The sequence below is a fragment of the Dysosmobacter sp. HCP28S3_G4 genome (assembly GCF_052065175.1).
GTDB lineage: Bacteria > Bacillota > Clostridia > Oscillospirales > Oscillospiraceae > Oscillibacter.
The window spans coordinates 1-17316 of sequence record NZ_JBQHUP010000004.1 but is presented as its reverse complement, the minus strand read 5'-3'; the positions used below and the strand labels follow the sequence as shown (position 1 = coordinate 17316).

The window sequence follows — 17316 nt, the reverse complement described above, 5'->3', positions numbered from 1 at the left end:
CTGTCCCACGGACAGGTCAGTTTTCTCGCTTCGGCCACAGCAGCAGCACACCGGACAGCAGCAGATACACACCGAAGGGCCTCCGCAGCACATCCACATCCAGACTGGTGGCGGCCCAGGCACCCAGCAGGGCGGCGATGACCGCCGCCGGGATAGCGGCTTTTAGCGTGGGCTTGTGAAGATAGCCATTTTTCCAGTGGCACAGCAGTGCAGAGGCGGCGGTGGGCAGAAAAAACAGCAGGTTGATGCCCTGAGCCGTCCGCTGGTCCACGTTCAGAAACAGGGTCATCACCAGCAGAAGCAGCGTTCCGCCGCCCACGCCCCAGGCGGAGATGGTGCCCGCCGCCAGTCCGCAGAGAAAGGATAGCAGCCAGCTCACAGCAGATACTTCACCCCCGCGTAAAAGAGGAAGCCGGCAAAGACCCACTTCAGCACTTTGGTGGAGACCTTTCCGTACAGTTTTCCCCCCAGCCATCCCCCGGCCAGTCCGCCCAGAAGATAGGGCAGGGCCTCTGTCAGCGACAGCTTCGCCCGCAGGAAATAGACGGCGGCGGAGACTGCGCACACCGGAAAGATGACGCCCACGCAGGTGGCAAACAGCTGGCGGCGGTCCAATGCCTTCTCGCGGCTCATCAGCGGCAGAAAGACCATGCCGCCCCCGCCGCCGAACAGGCCGTTGGCCAGCCCCGCCGCCGCACCGGCGATCCGTGCCCGCCAGGGTGATGTCATAAAAGGCCCCCTCTCTGGAATATGTAAATCGGGCGCCCCGACAGCCGGAAGAGCAGACGGAGGGGCGGCTCCCTCGCCGAGAGGGCAGCCGCCGCAGACAGCGGAAAGCAACGGAGCCACGCCCCTCCTGTGCAGCCGTTACTTCAGCTTAAAGCTCTCGCAGTCGGTGCACTGGACCTGCGTGGGATTGGTCTCGTGGGTGCCCACGGTGATGCTGTTCAGGCCGCAGTAATCGGTGTCCTGGCAGTGGTTGGCGCAGCTGGTGACGGTGCATTTGATGCTCTGGTTGGGGGTGCAGGTGCAGCCGTCATTGGTCTTATCGATGGCCATGATTCAATTCCTCCTGACGATGAAATGTTGGCTTTCGCCGCACTCTATTGTGCGCTGCCGTCCGAAAAATATGTACCCGCCCTTTTCAACGAAAAATTTCCAAAACCGACAGAAGAACAGCTCCGGTCCCGCGCAAAAAAAGACACCCCGCTCCCAAGGAGCGGGGTGTCTTCACAACAGCGGAGACTGGCAAAACTCTGCCGTTTGACACAGAGGGGACTGCTTACTTCGCAGCAGCCTTCTTGCGCTGATTGCCGATGGTAGCAATGCCCTCAATGGCCAGAATGACAGCCAGGACCACCAGCAGAACGCCCAGGATGACCTGCGCATAAGCGCCCCAGTCAGCACCGCCGGCAGAGATCTTACCGGCCTGCTGGATGGTGTTGATGATCAGAGAGGCGATGGTGACGCACAGCATGAAGGCCATGGGGATGAGGAACATCTTGTTGTTCTTGCCGATGTTGCCCAGCCAGGTAGCCACAGCCAGCAGGCCCAGAGCAGCCAGCAGCTGGTTGGCGGAGCCGAACAGCGCCCAGATCTTGGCATAGCCGTGCATGCCGAGGGCGATACCCAGGACCACGGTGATGAGAGTGGCAACCAGGGGATTGGTCAGGACCTTCTTGTAGCCGGTGACGTTCTCGGGAGTCTCACCCTTGGAGCCGTCCAGCCAGAACTCCTGGAACATGAAACGGGCCAGACGGGTGGCGGTATCCAGAGAGGTCAGGCAGAAAGCGGAGTAGGTCAGGACCAGCAGAGTGTACAGAATGTCATAGGTGGCGCCGCGGCTGGGATCGATCATGCCGGCGATGCCGCCGCCGAAGATGGCGGTAGCGCCCTTCAGAGCGGAATCGGGGTTGGCAGCGTTCCAGCTGTAAGCATAAGCAACAGCGCACAGGGTCAGGATGGCCAGGACGCACTCCAGCAGCATGCCGCCGTAAGCGATGGGACGGGCATCCTTTTCCTTATCCAGCTGCTTGGCAGTGGTGCCGGAGGACACCAGAGAGTGGAAGCCGGAGCAGGCGCCGCAGGCGATGGTGGTGAACAGCACGGGGAACACGGGGGAAGTGGACTCCGCGGACTGGATCACGGGCAGGCTGTCCATGGAGGGATGGGCCATAAACACGGCCACCACAGCCAGAGCCAGCATGGCGTACAGCAGGAAGGAGGACAGATAGTCACGGGGCTGCAGCAGGATCCACACGGGAGTGACGGAAGCGATGACGATGTACAGACCAACGATGTACATCCAGGTGCTGGAGGACAGATAGATGGGATGGAAGTTCATGCCGATGGCGATGATGGCCACGATGGCGACGACACCCACCACGGAGGCGACGCTCATGGGAGCGTTGCGGCGATAGACGCAGAAGCCGAAGACGATGGCGATCAGAATGAACAGGATGGACACCATGGCAACGCGGGCCTGGCTGGTGGAAGCGGCAACATCCAGAGCGCCGTCCACATAGGTGGCACCGAAGGTGCCGGCCACGATGGAGGCGAAGGCGGCCACGACCAGGATCAGGGTCAGGTAAGCGAAGATGATGAACAGACGCTTGGCGCGCTTGCTCATGTTGGCGGAGATGATCTCGCCGATGGAGCGGCCGCCGTGACGGACGGAGGCGAACAGGGCGCCGAAGTCATGGACGCCGCCGACGAAGATGCCGCCGATGACGATCCACAGCATGCAGGCCAGCCAGCCGAAGCCCAGACCAGCAGCGCTGATGGGGCCGGTGATGGGGCCGGCGCCGGCGATGGAGGAGAAGTGGTGGCCCATCAGGACGGGGGCCGGAGCGGGAACATAGTCGATACCATCTTCCATGGTATGAGCGGGGGTAGCTTCGTTGGTTTCACCGACGCCCCACTGCTTGCACAGCCAGCGGCCATAGAAAATGTAACCGCAGGCCAGCAGCGCAACGCCAATGATGAGCAGTACTAAGCCATTCATTAGATATACTCTCCCTTCTTATTTTTCCCCGGAGGGGAAGTTCCTCTCCAGGAGCTTGCGCGCTTCCTTGCCGGCTGGATTGGAAAGGAAGCTGTTTGTCGAGATTTCCATTGCTGCTATGTGATACTCCATCCAGCCATGGAGTGCCAGCCGAAAGTATTTGCGGAAGCGGGTCTTTTTGATGAGGGCCTTTGCCTCCGGATCGATGGTGTCCGCCAGGATCACCAGTGTGACAAAGGAGGACATGTGCTCCTTGTGGGGCTTGACGTTGCTCATGCCCGCCTTCATGGACAGATAGATCTGCTTCTGCGCTTCCTGCGCGTCCAGATGCTCTGTCAGATAGAAATAGACGTATTCGTGATTCTCCACGGCGCTGAGCACATGCTTCTTGCTGAGAAGATAGTTCTCATCCCGGAGAAAGAAGAAAGCCGTGGCGGGAAAAGAACCGCCGTCCACCGTTACTTCCCGTGCGATGTCGTAATGATGGGAATATGCGTTCAGCAGCTTGTCCAGCCGCTCCTGCATGGTCATATCCATAAATCAGTTCCCTGCCTGCCCTTCCTTCGGAGACATCTGCTTTTTATAAAAACACCACAAAAATCTGGGCGTTCACATTTCGTTATTATACACGCTTTCGACGAATTTGTTAAGGGGGTCTTTCCAAATTTGTGTACAATTTGTGAATAAGCCAAAAATAATTGTTTATTTCAGCAACGAAATCGTATAACTCAAACAAATGATTCCGTTGAAATGCTAAAAGATTTTTAAGTTTTTTGTGTTTTCTAACCAAAGACATCACTGGTGAATAGCAGACAACGCGTGACGATGTCCGACAGGATGAGACAAGGCCCCCGCGCGGATGGGTCCGGCGGGGGCTGAAAAGGGCGCATTTCCGCTTTGAATGCGATTTTTGGATGTAAAAGGGGAGACGGACGCCGGAAGGCTCAATCCAGAGTCTGGATGAGATGCTTCATATGGATGCTCATGGCGTAGCTGGCGCCGTCGCTGTCCCGGGCCAGCAGGAACTCCAGGATCAGCCGGTTATCCTGCAGGGCGATGTCCTGCATCATCTTCCGGCTCTGGGAGATCTGCATGATCTCGTTGACGGCGCTGTTGATGATGGGATACAGCCGCCGCATGTACTCATTGTGGGACGCCTTGATGAGCGCCAGGTGGAACTCCTGGTCCGCCAAAGCCCAGTCTCCTCCCTGAGCTGCGGTGGTCTCCACCCGCAGGGCCTTCTTCCGGATGACCTCCAGCTCCTCGTCGCTGGCCCGGCGGCAGGCCAGCGCCACGGTGGCCGGCTCAAAAATCAGCCGCATCTCAAACAGGTCCTTGGCCCGGACCCGGGAGTGCATGGTCTGCAGCACCGACAGATCCACCGCCTCCTCCGGCAGGTCCGGGGAGACAAAGGTGCCCTTGCCCCGGCGGATCTCCAGAACGCCCTGGGCCACCAAAAAGGAGATGGCCTCCCGAAGGGTGGTGCGGCTGACATTCAGCGCCAGGGACAGCTCATTCTCATTGGGCAGCTTGCTGCCGGGAGGATAGATCTTCTCCTCCGCGATCATCTCATACAGGCGGTCTGCCGTCCGCTCCGACAGCTTGATTTTCTTCGTTTCGCTCATTGTGATATCCCTCCGTATTCCGCGCGTCGCACGCAATTCCCTTCGTCATTTTAAATATAAACGATTTTGTCAAAAAGTACAAGATGTCAATTGACATATTACTTCGATTACTATACAATGACATCATACAACATATAAATTAGTAATACAATATAATTTTCCGAAAACGGACAGAAAGGGGGGACAACGGGTATGAGGCTCCACGGAGCGCAGATCACACTCCACCGTCTGCTGATCATCACCGGACACTACGGCACAGGAAAGACGGAATTTTCCGTAAATCTGGCGCTTGATCTGGCGGAAGCCGGGGAGAAGGTCCGCCTGGCGGACCTAGACATCGTGAACCCCTATTTCCGGTCCCGTGAACGGAAGCGGGAACTGACAGCCGCCGGCGTACAGGTCATTACCTCCTCCCAGGCGTGTTCCGACGCGGACGTCCCCGCCCTTCCGGCGGAGCTGCTGACGGTCTTTCAGGACCAGACCTGCCGGGGCGTGCTGGACATCGGCGGCGACCCGGACGGCGCCCGGGTGCTGGCCCGGTTCCAGCCCCAGATCCTCCGGGAGGACTATCAGATGATCTTCGTCTCCAACGCCAACCGGCCGGAGGTCCGGACGCCGGAGCGGGCCCTTGCCTGTCTCCGGGGCATCGAGGCTGTCACGGGCCTGCGGTGCGGCGGCATCGTCAACAACACCCACCTATGCGGGGAGACCACGCCGGAGGAGGTCCGCAAGGGAGCCCGTCTGGCGGAGGAGCTGTCCCGGGAGACGAGGCTGCCCGTCCTGTGCCATGTGGCGGAGGAGGGCGTGGCCGCCCAGCTGGACGGCTGGGACGCGCCGGTGTATCCCATTACCATCCGAATGAAAAAGCCGTGGGAAGTGCTCCCCACCGGCAAAAGGGAAGGAGGACCTCAGGTATGACTGCAAAAATTACCTTTGATTCCGACCGCTGTAAGGGGTGCGAACTCTGCACTGCCGTCTGTCCGAAGCACATCGTGGCCATCGACCAGGACGCCATCAACCACAAGGGCTATCACCCCGCCCACGTCACCGATATCACCCAGTGCGTCGCCTGCGCCAGCTGCGCGAAGATCTGTCCCGACTCCGTCATCACCGTGGAGAGATTCTGAAAGGAGGATGTGTATCCGTGGAGAAAGAACTTTGGAAAGGAAATGAAGCCATCGCGGAGGCCGCCATCCGGGCGGGCTGCGACGCCTATTTCGGCTATCCCATTACCCCCCAGAGCGAGGTGCCGGAGTACATGTCCCTGCACATGGCGGAACATGGCAGGATCTTCGTCCAGTCCGAGTCGGAGTTGGCCGCCATCAACATGGTGTACGGCGCCGCGGGCTCCGGTATGCGGGCCATGACCTCCTCGTCTTCCCCAGGCATCAGCCTGAAGCAGGAAGGCATCACCTACCTGGCCGGCGCGGAGCTGCCGGCGGTCATCGTCAACTGCATGCGGGGCGGACCGGGCCTGGGTACCATCCAGCCCGGCCAGGGCGACTACTATCAGGCCACCCGGGGCGGCGGCAACGGCGACTACCGCACGGTGGTGCTGGCGCCTTCCAACGTCCAGGAGGCGGTGGACTTCGTTCAGGAGGCCTTCGACATCGCCGACCAGTACCGCAACCCGGTGGTGGTCCTGGCAGACGGCCTCATCGGCCAGATGATGGAGCCCATCGTCTGGCATGAGGTGCCCAAGCGGGACCTGCCGCCCAAGGACTGGGCCGCCTCCGGCCGCCATGGCCGGGACCACACCAATATCATCAACTCCCTGTACATCGACCCGGATGAATGCGACCATCACAACGTGCATCTGGAGGAGAAGTATCAGGCAATGAAGAAAAACGAGGTCCGCTGGGAGGAGCGGGACTGCGAGGACGCCGAACTGGTCATCACCGCCTACGGCACCCCCGCCCGCATCGCCCTCACCGCGCTGGAGCTGCTGCGGGAGGAGGGGATCAAAGCCGGACTGTTCCGTCCCATCACCCTGTGGCCCTTCCCGGAGAAGGCACTGCATGATCTGGCGGGAGAGGACCACGTGAAGGTCATCCTGGATGTGGAGCTCAGCTCCTCCGGTCAGATGCTGGACGACGTCCGTCTGGCCGTGGAGGGACAGAAGCCCATCCGCTTCGTCGGCCGCGCCGGCGGCGCCATCCCCAGCGTGGAGGAGATCGTGGAAGCCGCCAAGGCGGCGCTGAAGGAGGCGTGAACCTATGGCCATCGTATATCAGAAGTCCAAGGGACTGACGGATAAGGAGCTGCACTACTGCCCTGGATGCAATCACGGCATCATTCACAAGCTGGTGGCAGAAGTCATGGAGGAGCTGGGCATCATCGACGAGACCATCGGCGTCTGCCCCGTGGGCTGCTCTGTGTTCGCCTACAACTACTTCGCCTGCGATATGCTGGAGGCCGCCCACGGCCGTGCTCCGGCGGTGGCCACCGGCATCAAGCGGACCCATCCCAACACGCCGGTGTTCACCTATCAGGGCGACGGCGACCTGGCTTCCATCGGCGCCGGCGAGATTGTCCACGCCGCCATGCGGGGTGAGAAGTTTACCACCATTTTTGTCAACAACGCCATCTACGGCATGACCGGCGGCCAGATGGCTCCCACCACCCTGATCGGTCAGCGGACTACCACGTCCCCCCTGGGCCGTACCCGGGAGCAGGCGGGCATGCCCATCCGGGTGGCGGAGATGCTGTCCACTCTGGACGGCTGCGTCTACGCCGAACGGGTCTGCGTCACCGACATCCCCCATCTGAACAAGGCAAAGGCCGCCATCAAGAAGGCGTTCCAGAAGCAGCTGGCGGGAGAGGGCTTCACCTTTGTGGAGGTGCTGTCCACCTGTCCCACCAACTGGGGCATGACCCCGTTGAAGGCCCGCCAGTGGCTGCTGGACAACATGGTGCCCTACTATCCGCTGGGCGTCATCAAGGACGTCGGTGCGGAGGAAGCTGCGGAGGTGAAATAAGATGAAAAAGGAGATCATCATTTCCGGCTTCGGCGGACAGGGCGTCATGGCCATCGGCAAGAATCTGGTGGAGGCGGGTATGGCCGAGGGCCTGGAGGTCACCTGGGCGCCGTCCTACGGCCCCGAGATGCGGGGCGGCACCGCCAACTGCCACGTGGTGCTGTCCACAAAGCCCGTGGGCTCTCCGCTGTTCACCTATCCCACGGAGCTCATCGCCATGAACGCACCCTCCCTGGAGAAGTTCGTCCCTATGGTGAAGTCCGGCGGACTGGTGTTCGTCAACAGCTCCGTGGTGAAGGACCGGGTGGAGCGGCCTGACCTGAAGGTGGAATACGTCCCCTGCGCGGAGATCGCCTATGAGATCGGCAACCCCAAGGTGGGCAACATGGTGATGCTGGGCGCCTATATCGGCGCCACCGGCGCGCTGAAGCCGGAGACCGTCCGGGCCATGATCGAGCACATGTTCACCGGACCCAAGGCAAAACTGGTGCCCCTGAATATGAAGGCGCTGGAGGCGGGTATCGCCTGCGCCCAATAGACACGGATGAAAAGACCGCGCCGGGCCGGACTGGAAGAGCTTCCGGCCCGGCGGCGTCTGCGCGTTTGGAACGGCGATTTTCGGGCAAAAATCCCCAAATTTTTGCCGCACCGCAAAAAAACAGTTGACTTTGCCGGCTTGCGGGCGTATAAAAGGGGTATATCGTTGATGCAATGAACGGGACATGTCCCGGAAGGGTCCGCCCTCTCAGAGAGCTGCCGTTACGGTGCGAGGCAGCAGAGCGGCTTCTGTGGGATCTCACCCGTGAGCAGTCCGCCCAACGGGAACCATGTTCCCCAGTAGACCGGATCGGGCGCCTCCCGATACAGGGGCATTCGAGCGGCCGCGCCGGCGCGCCAACGAGAGTGGTACCACGGAAGTTCAGCTTTCGCCTCTCCTGGAGAACAGGATATGGCGGGAGCTTTTTTTGTGGGACGAAGAGAGAAATTCATCATTATATTTTAAAGGAGAGCGTATTCACATGTTGGACATCAAAATCACCAAGACCACCGCGCCGAAGACGAAGCCCGCCGACGAGAGCAAGCTGGGATTCGGCAAGATCTTCAGCGATCATATGTTCCTGATGGACTATGACAAGGGACAGGGCTGGCACGACGCCCGCATCGTCCCCTATGCCCCCTTTGCTCTGGATCCCGCCTGCGTGGTGTTCCACTATGCGCAGGAGATCTTTGAGGGCATGAAGGCCTACCGCACCGCGGACAACAAGATCCAGCTGTTCCGTCCGGAGTGCAATGCCCAGCGTATGCAGGACTCCTCTGACCGTCTGTGTATCCCCCAGATCCCCGTGGAGGACTACATTCAGGCCGTGAAGGCCCTGGTGGAAGTGGAGAAGGACTGGGTGCCCCACTCTGACGGCGCCTCCCTGTACATCCGTCCCTTCGTGTTCGCCACCGACGTGGGTCTGGGCGTCCACGCCAGCAAGAAGTACACCTTCTGCATCATCTGCGCTCCCTCCGGCGCCTACTATGCCGAGGGCATCAACCCCGTGAAGATCTATGTCGAGGATGAGTACATCCGCGCCGCTCCTGGCCTGACTGGCTTCACCAAGTGCGGCGGCAACTACGCTGCCTCCATCAAGGCCGGCGAGATGGCCGAGGAGCAGGGCTTCGCCCAGGTGCTGTGGCTGGACGGCGTGGAGAAGAAGTACGTTGAGGAAGTCGGCAGCATGAACATCATGTTCAAGATCGACGGCAAGATCTACACCGCCGCCTGCAACGGCACCGTGCTGCCCGGCGTCACTCGCCGCAGCTGCATTGAGCTGCTGCGTGACTGGGGCTATGAGGTCATCGAGGGCAAGCTGGCCATCGAGGACGTCATGAAGGCCGGCCACGAGGGCAAGCTGGAAGAGGTCTTCGGCACCGGCACCGCCGCTGTTGTCTCTCCCGTCAAGGAGCTGGACTGGAAGGGCGACAAGGTCTTCATCTCCGAGGGCAAGATCGGCCCCGTCACCCAGAAGCTGTACGATACCATGACCGGCATGCAGTGGGGCAAGCTGCCCGACACCAAGGGCTGGATCGTTCCCGTCTGCGAGGGCTGAGCGTAAAACCGGATACCGAATACAGAGGACCCGCCGCGTTTCGCGGCGGGTCTTTTTTATATCGTGTTTCGGTTTTGCCTGTTCTCCCGCTCCCGCCGCAGCAGGGCGATGATGCGGGCCACGCTGCTCACCAGGGAGCAGCCCACGGCAATGGCTCCGGCGGAAGCCGCCGTCTCCATGCCCCGCTGGACGAACAGAGGCATATCCCCGTTGATGAGAGCCTCCAGGGTGTAGTAGATGCCGCCGCCGGGCACCATGGGGATGATGCCGATGATCAGGAAGATGGTGGCGGGGGTTTTCAGGATGCGGGCGAAGATCTCCGACAGCACCGCCACCACCACGGTGGCGGTCAGGAAGCGGGCCACGCTGCCCCAATTGTCCGGAAGAAGATACACCAGCCAACCCATTGCCCCGGTGAAGCTGGCAGCCAGGATGAACCGCCACCGCCGCAGCTCGAACACAAAGCAGAAGGTCAGACAGGCCAGAAATGCCCAGAGACAGGGCAGAAAGGTTTTCAGCACAGAGAGTTCCCTCCCTTCATGCCAGGCCGGCGGCCGCCGGAAGGGCGAACCGCACAGCGGTAATCGCCAGCGCCACGCCCACGGCGATGCCAAAGCCTACGATCAGCACTTCCGCCAGACGGGTGACTGCCGTCAGGAAGTCGCCCGCCAGAACGTCCCGGATGACGTTGGTGATGGCGATCCCCGGCACCAGCAGCATCATGGCGCCGATGATGCACTTGTCCGCATCGATCCCAACACCCCAGCGGAGAAGCAGCAGCGGCGGCAAAGCCATGAGCATACCGGCCAGCAGATTGGTGAAAAAGACATTGGCCCGGACCCGTCCCATGGAGGACAGCGTCCATTTGATGATGAGTCCGCAGGGAAAGGCCGCCAGCGCGTCAGTGAACCGCCCGCCCCAGAACAGGGTGAAGAAGAACGCCGTCAGCCCATAGGCCAGATAGCTGACCGTCAGGGGATACCGGGGCTCCGCCATGACCTCCGCCAGCCGCCGCTGGTTTTCCTCCATGGGAGGCGTGTCCCGGCAGATGTCCCAGCACAGGGCGTTGAGCTTGTCCAGCTTGCGGAGGTTGTTGGCGGCGGTCTTGATGCGGACGGACTTGGTGTAGTTCCGCTCCCCCTCCTGGATGTTGACGATGATGCAGGAGGGGATGGCGAACACCTCTGTATCCGCGCATCCGTAGGCGTTCAGAATGTGCTGGATGGACTCCTCCACCCGGAAGATCTCCGCGCCGTTCTGCATCAGATCCCGGCCGATGGTACAGCAGAAATTCAGCAGCTTCTCCGTCTCCAAAGCTTGCGCTCCTCTCTGATCAGACGATCAAATTTCCGGTACGGACGCACCGCCCGCCTGACGGGCCGCGGCGATGTCCGCGCTGATCCGGCGGCGGCTGTCGTCGAACAGCAGCTCCTTGTTGTGGCGGAAATAGGCGTCGCAGCCGAAATTCTCCACGAACCAGGAGGTGTCCGGCCCGGCGGTCAGCTCCGTGACGAACAGCACCAGTTCCTGACTGTCCCCGAAGGTCTCCTCCAGGAACCGGAAGGCGCTGTCGAACATGGAACCGGTCTCATCGCCCAGGGCCGCCCGGGCGTCCACCTGTCTGCCGAACCAGTCCCGCAGGGTGTCCATGGCCTCGCTGTCGGGGACGACCTCCCGGACCAGCCGCTGCTGATAGTCCTCCAGCGCCCGGATGACCCGCAGACGGGCGTCCCGGCGGTCCTTGTCCAGCTGCCCGGCGTCGGCGGCACGGCGAAGGGCGTCCCGCTCCCCGGATGCCAGCGACTCCAGCACCGCCTGGGCGGCGGTCCCATCGGCCCGGTCCCGGACCTCCAGCAGCGCCCCGTGGAGGGATTCCGTCAGGGCGTCCTGCCGCCGGGTCTTTCCGGCGGCCTCCGTCAGCCGGGACAGCAGCAGGCCCAGCACCGCCAGCCGCTCGTCAAAGGGGGCGGCCCGCAGCTCCAGAACCGTGGAGCCGGGCCACTTGCCCCGGAGGATGTCCTCCACGTGGTACGTCCGCTGATATTTGTAGTACAGCTCCAGGTAGTTAGCAAAATCCCGGGCGATGCGGGGCAGCTGGATATACTCACCCACCACCTGGGCATTGACAGGAATGCCCAGCTTCTCATAGGCGTACAGCAGCTCGCTGAGATCCTCCCAGCCCCGGGCGGTGGCGAACTGCATGCCGTCTACGGTGGTCTCCATGTGGTAGAAGTTCTCCTTCTTGATGTCCAGATAGGAGATGACGGCACCATGGAGTCCGCGCTTCCGGGCGTACTCCTTCCAGACGGAGAAGTCCGCCTCCACGTCCATGCGCTTCACCCGGTCCAGCGTCACCACGTCGAAGTCCCGGACGGACCGGTTGTACTCCGGCGGATTGCCCGCGGCGGCGATGAGCCACCCCTCCGGCAGACGCTGGTTGCCGAAGGTCTTGCATTGCAGGAATTGCAGCATCATGGGGGACAGCGTCTCGGAGACGCAGTTGATCTCGTCCAGAAACAGGATGCCCTCCCGCAGGCCGGTGCGCTCCATCAGATCATACACCGACGCCAGGATCTCACTCATGGTGTACTCCGTGACGGAGAACTCCTGTCCGCCGTAGACCCGCTTCTCAATGAAGGGCAGGCCCACGGCGCTCTGGCGGGTGTGGTGGGTGATGGTGTACGCCACCAGCCCCACGCCCATCTCCCTGGCAATCTGCTCCATGATCTGGGTCTTTCCCACGCCGGGAGGGCCCATCAGCAGCACGGGCCGCTGGCGGACGGAGGGGATGAGATAGTTCCCCAGCTCGTCCTTGGTCAGATACGCCCGCAGGGTGTTCTGAATTTCCTCTTTTGCCTGTTTGATATTCATGCCCGTATCCTCAAATCTTTCTCAGAAAACATTGGTCACAGCTCCGGCAGCTCCGCCAGATCGCTCTCGTCCGGCTCCCAGCCGGATTGGTTGGCGGCATCCTCCAGCTCCGGCTCCGTCAGATCCAGACGGATGGCCCAGGGGGGCACCTCCACCGCCATGGCCGGTTCTCCCGGCATGACGAAGGCCACTTCATAGGGCGGCCGCTTTTTGGGATAGATGCCCATGCCGTCGGTGAAGTAGAGCAGGCCTCGCAGATGGGCAAAGGCGCCCTGTTCCATCAATTCCGCCACATGCCGGAACACGGGCCGGAAGTCCGTGGCGCTGCCGCCGGACAGCTCAAACCGCTTCATATACTCCTTCAGCTCCGACAGGTCGCGGATCACCTGGTCAGACCGCACCTGATCGTCGCACTGGATAATGCGGATGTTCACCTTCCGGGTGAAGGTCTCGGTGCTGCGGAGGATGGAATAGGTGATCTCCAGAAACCGCCGCACCAGCTCCCCGGAGGTGGACATGGATGTGTCCACGGCGATGACGAAGTCCTCGATGCGCTTTTCCTCCTTGGTCTCCGGCGGCTCCACCAGGGGCATGTTGCCGTACAACCGCAGGCCGTAGGAGTAGAAGCCGTAGTCAAAGGCGTCGCCGTCCACCGCCAGGACCTCCCGGGGCACGGCGAACCGCCGCAGGAAGGCCCGGTAGTCCACCGAAGGCCGGTTGGCCACCCGGATCTGCTGGCAGATGGCCTCTCCGCCCACGGCCTGTCCCGCCAGAACGGTCTCCAGACCCGTCTGGGTCCGCTCCGACGCGCCCTGCCACTTCCGGTCCTGCCGGTCGCTGCGCTCCTGATCCTCCCGGCTCTGGGGACACCACAGGCCGTGGTCGTCGGCGAAGAACTCCCGCTGGAGCCGGGCGCGCTCATATTCATCCACATCCCGCCGCAGCAGGGCGCGGTAGATGCCCTCCGCCGTCAGCACCGGCATGTCCTCCCGGAGGATGCCGTACCACTTGCCCCGGAGCTGGGGGGCATTGCCGGTGCCGAGACAGGGATAGTCCAGCCCGTCCAGCACGCTCTCCACGGCGATGTCGCAGGCCAGATCCCACAGCTCCGGGATCTTTCCCTGCTTTTTCGCCAGATGCCGCAGCATACAGTGGAGGATCACGTGGAGATAGATGCGGTTCATCCCGGTTCGGGACCGGAGATACCGGTCGGAGAGATAGCCGCCGTCGTAGTACAGCGACTCCCCGTCGGCGGCCAGCGTCACCGTGACGCCGTCTCCGGGCCGGAACGCCAGCCCGCACAGCGCCGTGTCCAGATAGGGGAGGTTCAGATAGAGCTCGTTCCGGGCGGCATTGAGAATGTCCAGACCGATCTCGGTGAGGGTTTTCTGTTTGTCCATAGACCGTCCTTTTCAATTAGGAATGAGGAATTAGGAATTAGGAATGACGGTGTCCGGCTTCGCCGGACGAATTTCAGAATATTCCGGGGCGGGAACCCTTCAATTCCTCATTCCTAATCTCTAATTCCTAATTTTTCAAAGTGCGAACCGTTTGCTCCGGCCTGCCGGAAAGCGGCGGTGGAGCTGTTCCAGCAGCAGCGCCTGGGCCTCCGGGCTTCGCCGCTGACGGGCCTGCTCGCAGGCCGCTTCCAGAACCGGCTTTTCCGGCAGCGCGGCGGACAGGAACCAGGCAAAGCCCTCCATGTCCCGGCGGGACAGCAGCCAGTCCAGCGTGTCCCCGGCACGGCTCCGGAGGTAACCGAGATACCGTGCCGCCGCTTCATCACCCAGACCCCTGGGCAGACGGAGCCGCCACCAGGCCAGACGCAGGGCGCAGTCCCCGTCGTGTTCTGTTTTCAGAAAGTCCGGCCACAGGGCGTCAAAGTCGGCGGGAGAGAACGCCCGGTCCCGGAAACAGTGGTGATAGGGATACCCGGCGCCGAAGATGTTGTAGTCGAAGTGGTGGGCCGGACAGTTCTCCTCATAGGATTCCAGAAATTCCGGAAAGATCAGCCGGATCCGGGAGCCGTCGGGATAGGTCATGGAGACGTCCAGCTCCCGGGTCAGCTCTCCGGCAAAGTAGCTCAGCAGCCGGGCCTTTTCATCCGCCAGATGGAGAATAAAGGTATCCAGCAGGCGGCAGTTCATGAAGACGCTGCCGCCCCACCGAACTGCGGTGTCATGGAGTTCCAGTGTCTTCAGCCCGGCGCAGTTGTACAGGGCGTAATCCCCCACGGACTCCACCGTCCGGGGCAGGACCAGCTCTGTCATGCGGGCGTTGTCCGGCTCGCCACTGACGGGGCCGCAGGTGATCCGCAGCTGTTCCCCCGCCGGAGCGGCCCGGCCCGGCGTGAAGGCATGGTGGCCGATGGCCGTCACCGGCCGTCCGGCGACGGTCTCCGGGATCACCGCCCGGCTGTCCCAGGTCTCCGCCCGGAGAAGGGTGACGCCGGTCCCGTTTGGCTGCCAGATCAGCAGCAGATTGCAGTTTCCCTGGATGATCTCCACCGGCGCTCCCTCCTCTCAAAAGTCCATAAATGCCGGAATCAAAGGCGTGGAAAAGTCATTTGGCACGGTTATTCTATCATACGGGCTGTTTTTTTCAATGGGATACGACGGGAAAAATCTGTCTGATTTTTGAAACCGGGGAAATTTTCTGAAAAAACATTCCGTACCCTCTTGACAAACTGTTTATACTGTATATACTGTACATGTACAGTACGAACGGAGGACCCATCCATGGAAATCATCATCCGAAATACATCCGATCAACCCATCTACGACCAGATCTGCACCCAGCTGAAGGCCCAGATCGTGGCCGGTGAACTGGAGGCGGGGGCGCTGTTGCCCTCCATCCGGGCGCTGGCCAAGGATCTGAAGGTCTCCGTCATCACCACCAAGCGGGCCTATGACGAGCTGGAGGCTGAGGGCTACGTGTACACCGTGGCCGGAAAGGGCTGCTTTGTGGCGGAAAAGGATCTGGACCTGATCCGGGAACAGAAACTGAAGGAACTGGAGGGACATCTGTCGGCGGCGGTCCAGTTGGCCCGGACCTGCGGACTGTCCCGAGAGGAGCTGCTTGAAACGCTCCGCATCCTGTCAGAGGAGGACGAAACGCAATGAATGCCATTGAGCTGTCTCATGTGAACAAGAGCTTCGGCGACTTCGCCATTCAGGACTTGAGCCTGACGGTGCCGGGGGGCACCATCTGCGGCCTGGTGGGCGAGAACGGCGCCGGAAAATCCACCACCATCCGTCTCATCATGAACGCCCTGCGGCCGGACAGCGGCACCGTCCGGGTGCTGGGTACGGACGCCTCGTCGCCGGAGTTCCTGGCGGTGAAGGACGACATCGGCGTGGTGCTGGACGAGGCCTACTTCCCAGAGGTCCTGAACGTGGACCAGGTGGGGAAGATCATGGCCAAAACCTACCGCCGGTGGAACCCGGCGAAATACGGCACCTATCTGGACCGGTTCCAGCTGCCGGAAAAGCGGCAGTTCAAGGACTTCTCCCGGGGCATGAAGATGAAGCTGGCCATCGCCGTGGCCCTGAGCCATGACCCGAAGCTGCTGATCCTGGACGAGGCCACCGCCGGTCTGGACCCCATCGTCCGGGATGAGATCCTGAATATCTTCTTCTCCGAGTTTGCCCGGGACGAGGAACACTCCATCCTCATCTCCTCCCACATCCTCAGCGATCTGGAGAAGCTGTGCGACTACATCGCCTTTCTCCACCAGGGGCGTCTGCTGTTCTGCGACGAAAAGGACCGGCTGCTGGAGGCGTACGGCATCTTCACCGGCACGGTGGAGCAGGCGGACAGCCTGCGGCCGGAGGCAGTGGTGTACCGGGAGGACGGCAGCTACGGCGGTGTCCGGGCGCTGGTGCGCCGGGCGGAGGTGCCCGCCGGGTTCCTGCTGGAGCGGGCCACTATCGAGGATATCATCCTGTTTACCGTGAAAGGAGCGAAATGATGAAAGCCCTGCTCTTAAAGGACACCTGCGTGATCTGGAAGCAGATGAAGTACTTCCTGTTTCTCATCGTGATCTTCTCCGCCATTCCCTCTGCCTTCAACAACATCTTCGCCATCGTCTATGCCGCCATGCTGCCTTACACCGCCATGGCTTACGATGAGCGCAGCAAATGGGATCAGCTGGCGGCCATGATGCCCTACTCCGCCCGGGATCTGGTGCTGAGCAAGTACGTGTTTGGCTGGCTGTGCATCGCCGGAGCCACGGTGATCTCTGTGCCCATCCAGTGCGCCGTCTCCCTGCTGGGCGTCAACGGCGGATTCTCCCTGACGACGGTGCTGCTGTCCGTATGCTGCGGCCTGGGCATCATGTCCATCTCCCTGCCGCTGCTGTTCCGCTTCGGCGTGGAGAAGGGGCGGCTGACCATGTTCCTCATCATCTTTCTGGTGTGCGGCGGCGCCGGAGCCATCAGCACCATCGCGGTATCCGCGTCGGAGGGATATTCCTCTATGGCGTTCCGGCAGGCGGTCCTGCCCATCGCTGCCATCGCCGCGGCAGTGCTGACGGCGGTGTCCGTGCCGCTGTCCGTAAAATTTTACGGACGGAGAGAGAACTGATGTCCGGCGAAAAAGACCGGCGGCTGCGTGGATCCACCTGTCTCTTATACACATCTGACGCTGCCGACGAGTGTTCTGTTGTGTAGATCTCGGTGGTCGCCGTATCATTTAAAACGGGGGGGGGGGGGGGGGGGGGGGGGGGGGGGGGGGGGGGGGGG

The 17316-nt window shown here is 61.5% G+C and carries 20 protein-coding genes; 9 read left to right on the top strand and 11 right to left on the bottom strand.

Features of this window, described 5'->3' with window-relative positions; translation table 11 throughout:
- Nucleotides 1-16 precede the first annotated feature (16 nt).
- The 6 genes from ACTNBU_RS01925 to ACTNBU_RS01900 form a co-directional block, all read right to left on the bottom strand.
- Nucleotides 17-379: a TSUP family transporter gene (locus tag ACTNBU_RS01925; RefSeq protein WP_441030163.1), complete on the bottom strand. Its 363-nt coding sequence runs from the start codon at nt 377-379 to the stop codon at nt 17-19.
- On the bottom strand, nt 376-729 hold the full coding sequence (locus tag ACTNBU_RS01920; RefSeq protein ID WP_441030161.1) for a TSUP family transporter: 354 nt from the start codon (nt 727-729) through the stop codon (nt 376-378). The genes ACTNBU_RS01925 and ACTNBU_RS01920 overlap by 4 nt, the downstream gene beginning before the upstream one ends.
- A 138-nt stretch (nt 730-867) precedes the next feature.
- Nucleotides 868-1059: a DUF1540 domain-containing protein gene (locus ACTNBU_RS01915; RefSeq protein ID WP_441030159.1), complete on the bottom strand. Its 192-nt coding sequence runs from the start codon at nt 1057-1059 to the stop codon at nt 868-870.
- 223 nt (nt 1060-1282) lie between these two features.
- Nucleotides 1283-3004: a carbon starvation CstA family protein gene (locus ACTNBU_RS01910; protein WP_441030158.1), complete on the bottom strand. Its 1722-nt coding sequence runs from the start codon at nt 3002-3004 to the stop codon at nt 1283-1285.
- Between the two features lie 18 nt (nt 3005-3022).
- Complete coding sequence (locus tag ACTNBU_RS01905; RefSeq protein WP_441030156.1) at nt 3023-3541, bottom strand: hypothetical protein; 519 nt, start codon at nt 3539-3541, stop codon at nt 3023-3025.
- A 407-nt stretch (nt 3542-3948) separates the two neighbouring features.
- Entirely contained in the window at nt 3949-4629 is a 681-nt protein-coding gene (locus ACTNBU_RS01900; RefSeq protein ID WP_441030154.1) for a FadR/GntR family transcriptional regulator, read from the bottom strand.
- A gap of 192 nt (nt 4630-4821) precedes the next feature.
- On the opposite strand from ACTNBU_RS01900, the gene ACTNBU_RS01895 reads away from it, so the two are divergent.
- From ACTNBU_RS01895 to ACTNBU_RS01870, 6 genes are all read left to right on the top strand, one after another.
- Nucleotides 4822-5547: a hypothetical protein gene (locus ACTNBU_RS01895; protein WP_441030152.1), complete on the top strand. Its 726-nt coding sequence runs from the start codon at nt 4822-4824 to the stop codon at nt 5545-5547.
- Entirely contained in the window at nt 5544-5756 is a 213-nt protein-coding gene (locus ACTNBU_RS01890) for a 4Fe-4S dicluster domain-containing protein (protein ID WP_441030150.1), read from the top strand. The genes ACTNBU_RS01895 and ACTNBU_RS01890 overlap by 4 nt, the downstream gene beginning before the upstream one ends.
- Nucleotides 5757-5773: 17 nt before the next feature.
- Entirely contained in the window at nt 5774-6841 is a 1068-nt protein-coding gene (locus tag ACTNBU_RS01885) for a 3-methyl-2-oxobutanoate dehydrogenase subunit VorB (protein WP_441030148.1), read from the top strand.
- 4 nt (nt 6842-6845) lie between these two features.
- On the top strand, nt 6846-7607 hold the full coding sequence (locus ACTNBU_RS01880; RefSeq protein WP_441030147.1) for a thiamine pyrophosphate-dependent enzyme: 762 nt from the start codon (nt 6846-6848) through the stop codon (nt 7605-7607).
- 1 nt (nt 7608) lies between these two features.
- Nucleotides 7609-8145 carry a 2-oxoacid:acceptor oxidoreductase family protein gene (locus ACTNBU_RS01875; protein ID WP_441030145.1) on the top strand — a complete coding sequence of 179 codons (537 nt, stop codon included), beginning with the start codon at nt 7609-7611 and terminating at the stop codon, nt 8143-8145.
- Between the two features lie 481 nt (nt 8146-8626).
- Nucleotides 8627-9703 carry a branched-chain amino acid aminotransferase gene (locus tag ACTNBU_RS01870; RefSeq protein ID WP_441030143.1) on the top strand — a complete coding sequence of 359 codons (1077 nt, stop codon included), beginning with the start codon at nt 8627-8629 and terminating at the stop codon, nt 9701-9703.
- 56 nt (nt 9704-9759) lie between these two features.
- Here ACTNBU_RS01870 and ACTNBU_RS01865 read toward each other — a convergent pair whose 3' ends face one another.
- The 5 genes from ACTNBU_RS01865 to ACTNBU_RS01845 all read right to left on the bottom strand — a co-directional run bounded on the left by ACTNBU_RS01865 (nt 9760) and on the right by ACTNBU_RS01845 (nt 15081).
- Nucleotides 9760-10224 (bottom strand): threonine/serine exporter family protein, encoded by a 465-nt coding sequence (locus ACTNBU_RS01865; RefSeq protein ID WP_441030142.1) that lies wholly within the window; start codon nt 10222-10224, stop codon nt 9760-9762.
- A 16-nt stretch (nt 10225-10240) separates the two neighbouring features.
- On the bottom strand, nt 10241-11017 hold the full coding sequence (locus ACTNBU_RS01860) for a threonine/serine exporter family protein (protein WP_441030141.1): 777 nt from the start codon (nt 11015-11017) through the stop codon (nt 10241-10243).
- A 27-nt stretch (nt 11018-11044) separates the two neighbouring features.
- The gene (locus ACTNBU_RS01855) at nt 11045-12574 is read right to left on the bottom strand and encodes an ATP-binding protein (protein ID WP_441030139.1); all 1530 of its coding nucleotides are present in this window, start codon (nt 12572-12574) and stop codon (nt 11045-11047) included.
- A gap of 35 nt (nt 12575-12609) precedes the next feature.
- Entirely contained in the window at nt 12610-13974 is a 1365-nt protein-coding gene (locus ACTNBU_RS01850) for a vWA domain-containing protein (protein WP_441030138.1), read from the bottom strand.
- Between the two features lie 135 nt (nt 13975-14109).
- The gene (locus tag ACTNBU_RS01845) at nt 14110-15081 is read right to left on the bottom strand and encodes a leucine-rich repeat protein (protein ID WP_441030137.1); all 972 of its coding nucleotides are present in this window, start codon (nt 15079-15081) and stop codon (nt 14110-14112) included.
- Nucleotides 15082-15312: 231 nt separating this feature from the next.
- On the opposite strand from ACTNBU_RS01845, the gene ACTNBU_RS01840 reads away from it, so the two are divergent.
- Genes ACTNBU_RS01840 through ACTNBU_RS01830 form a run of 3 tightly spaced genes read left to right on the top strand, consistent with a single transcriptional unit; the run spans nt 15313 to nt 17158 of the window.
- A complete protein-coding gene (locus tag ACTNBU_RS01840) occupies nt 15313-15696 on the top strand; it encodes a GntR family transcriptional regulator (RefSeq protein ID WP_441030135.1) in 384 nt (127 codons plus the stop codon).
- Nucleotides 15693-16544, top strand: a complete 852-nt coding sequence (locus tag ACTNBU_RS01835) for an ABC transporter ATP-binding protein (protein ID WP_441030134.1) — start codon at nt 15693-15695, stop codon at nt 16542-16544. The genes ACTNBU_RS01840 and ACTNBU_RS01835 overlap by 4 nt, the downstream gene beginning before the upstream one ends.
- Complete coding sequence (locus tag ACTNBU_RS01830; protein ID WP_441030132.1) at nt 16541-17158, top strand: ABC-2 transporter permease; 618 nt, start codon at nt 16541-16543, stop codon at nt 17156-17158. Before ACTNBU_RS01835 ends, ACTNBU_RS01830 begins: the two co-directional genes overlap by 4 nt.
- The last annotated feature ends 158 nt before the right edge of the window (nt 17159-17316 follow it).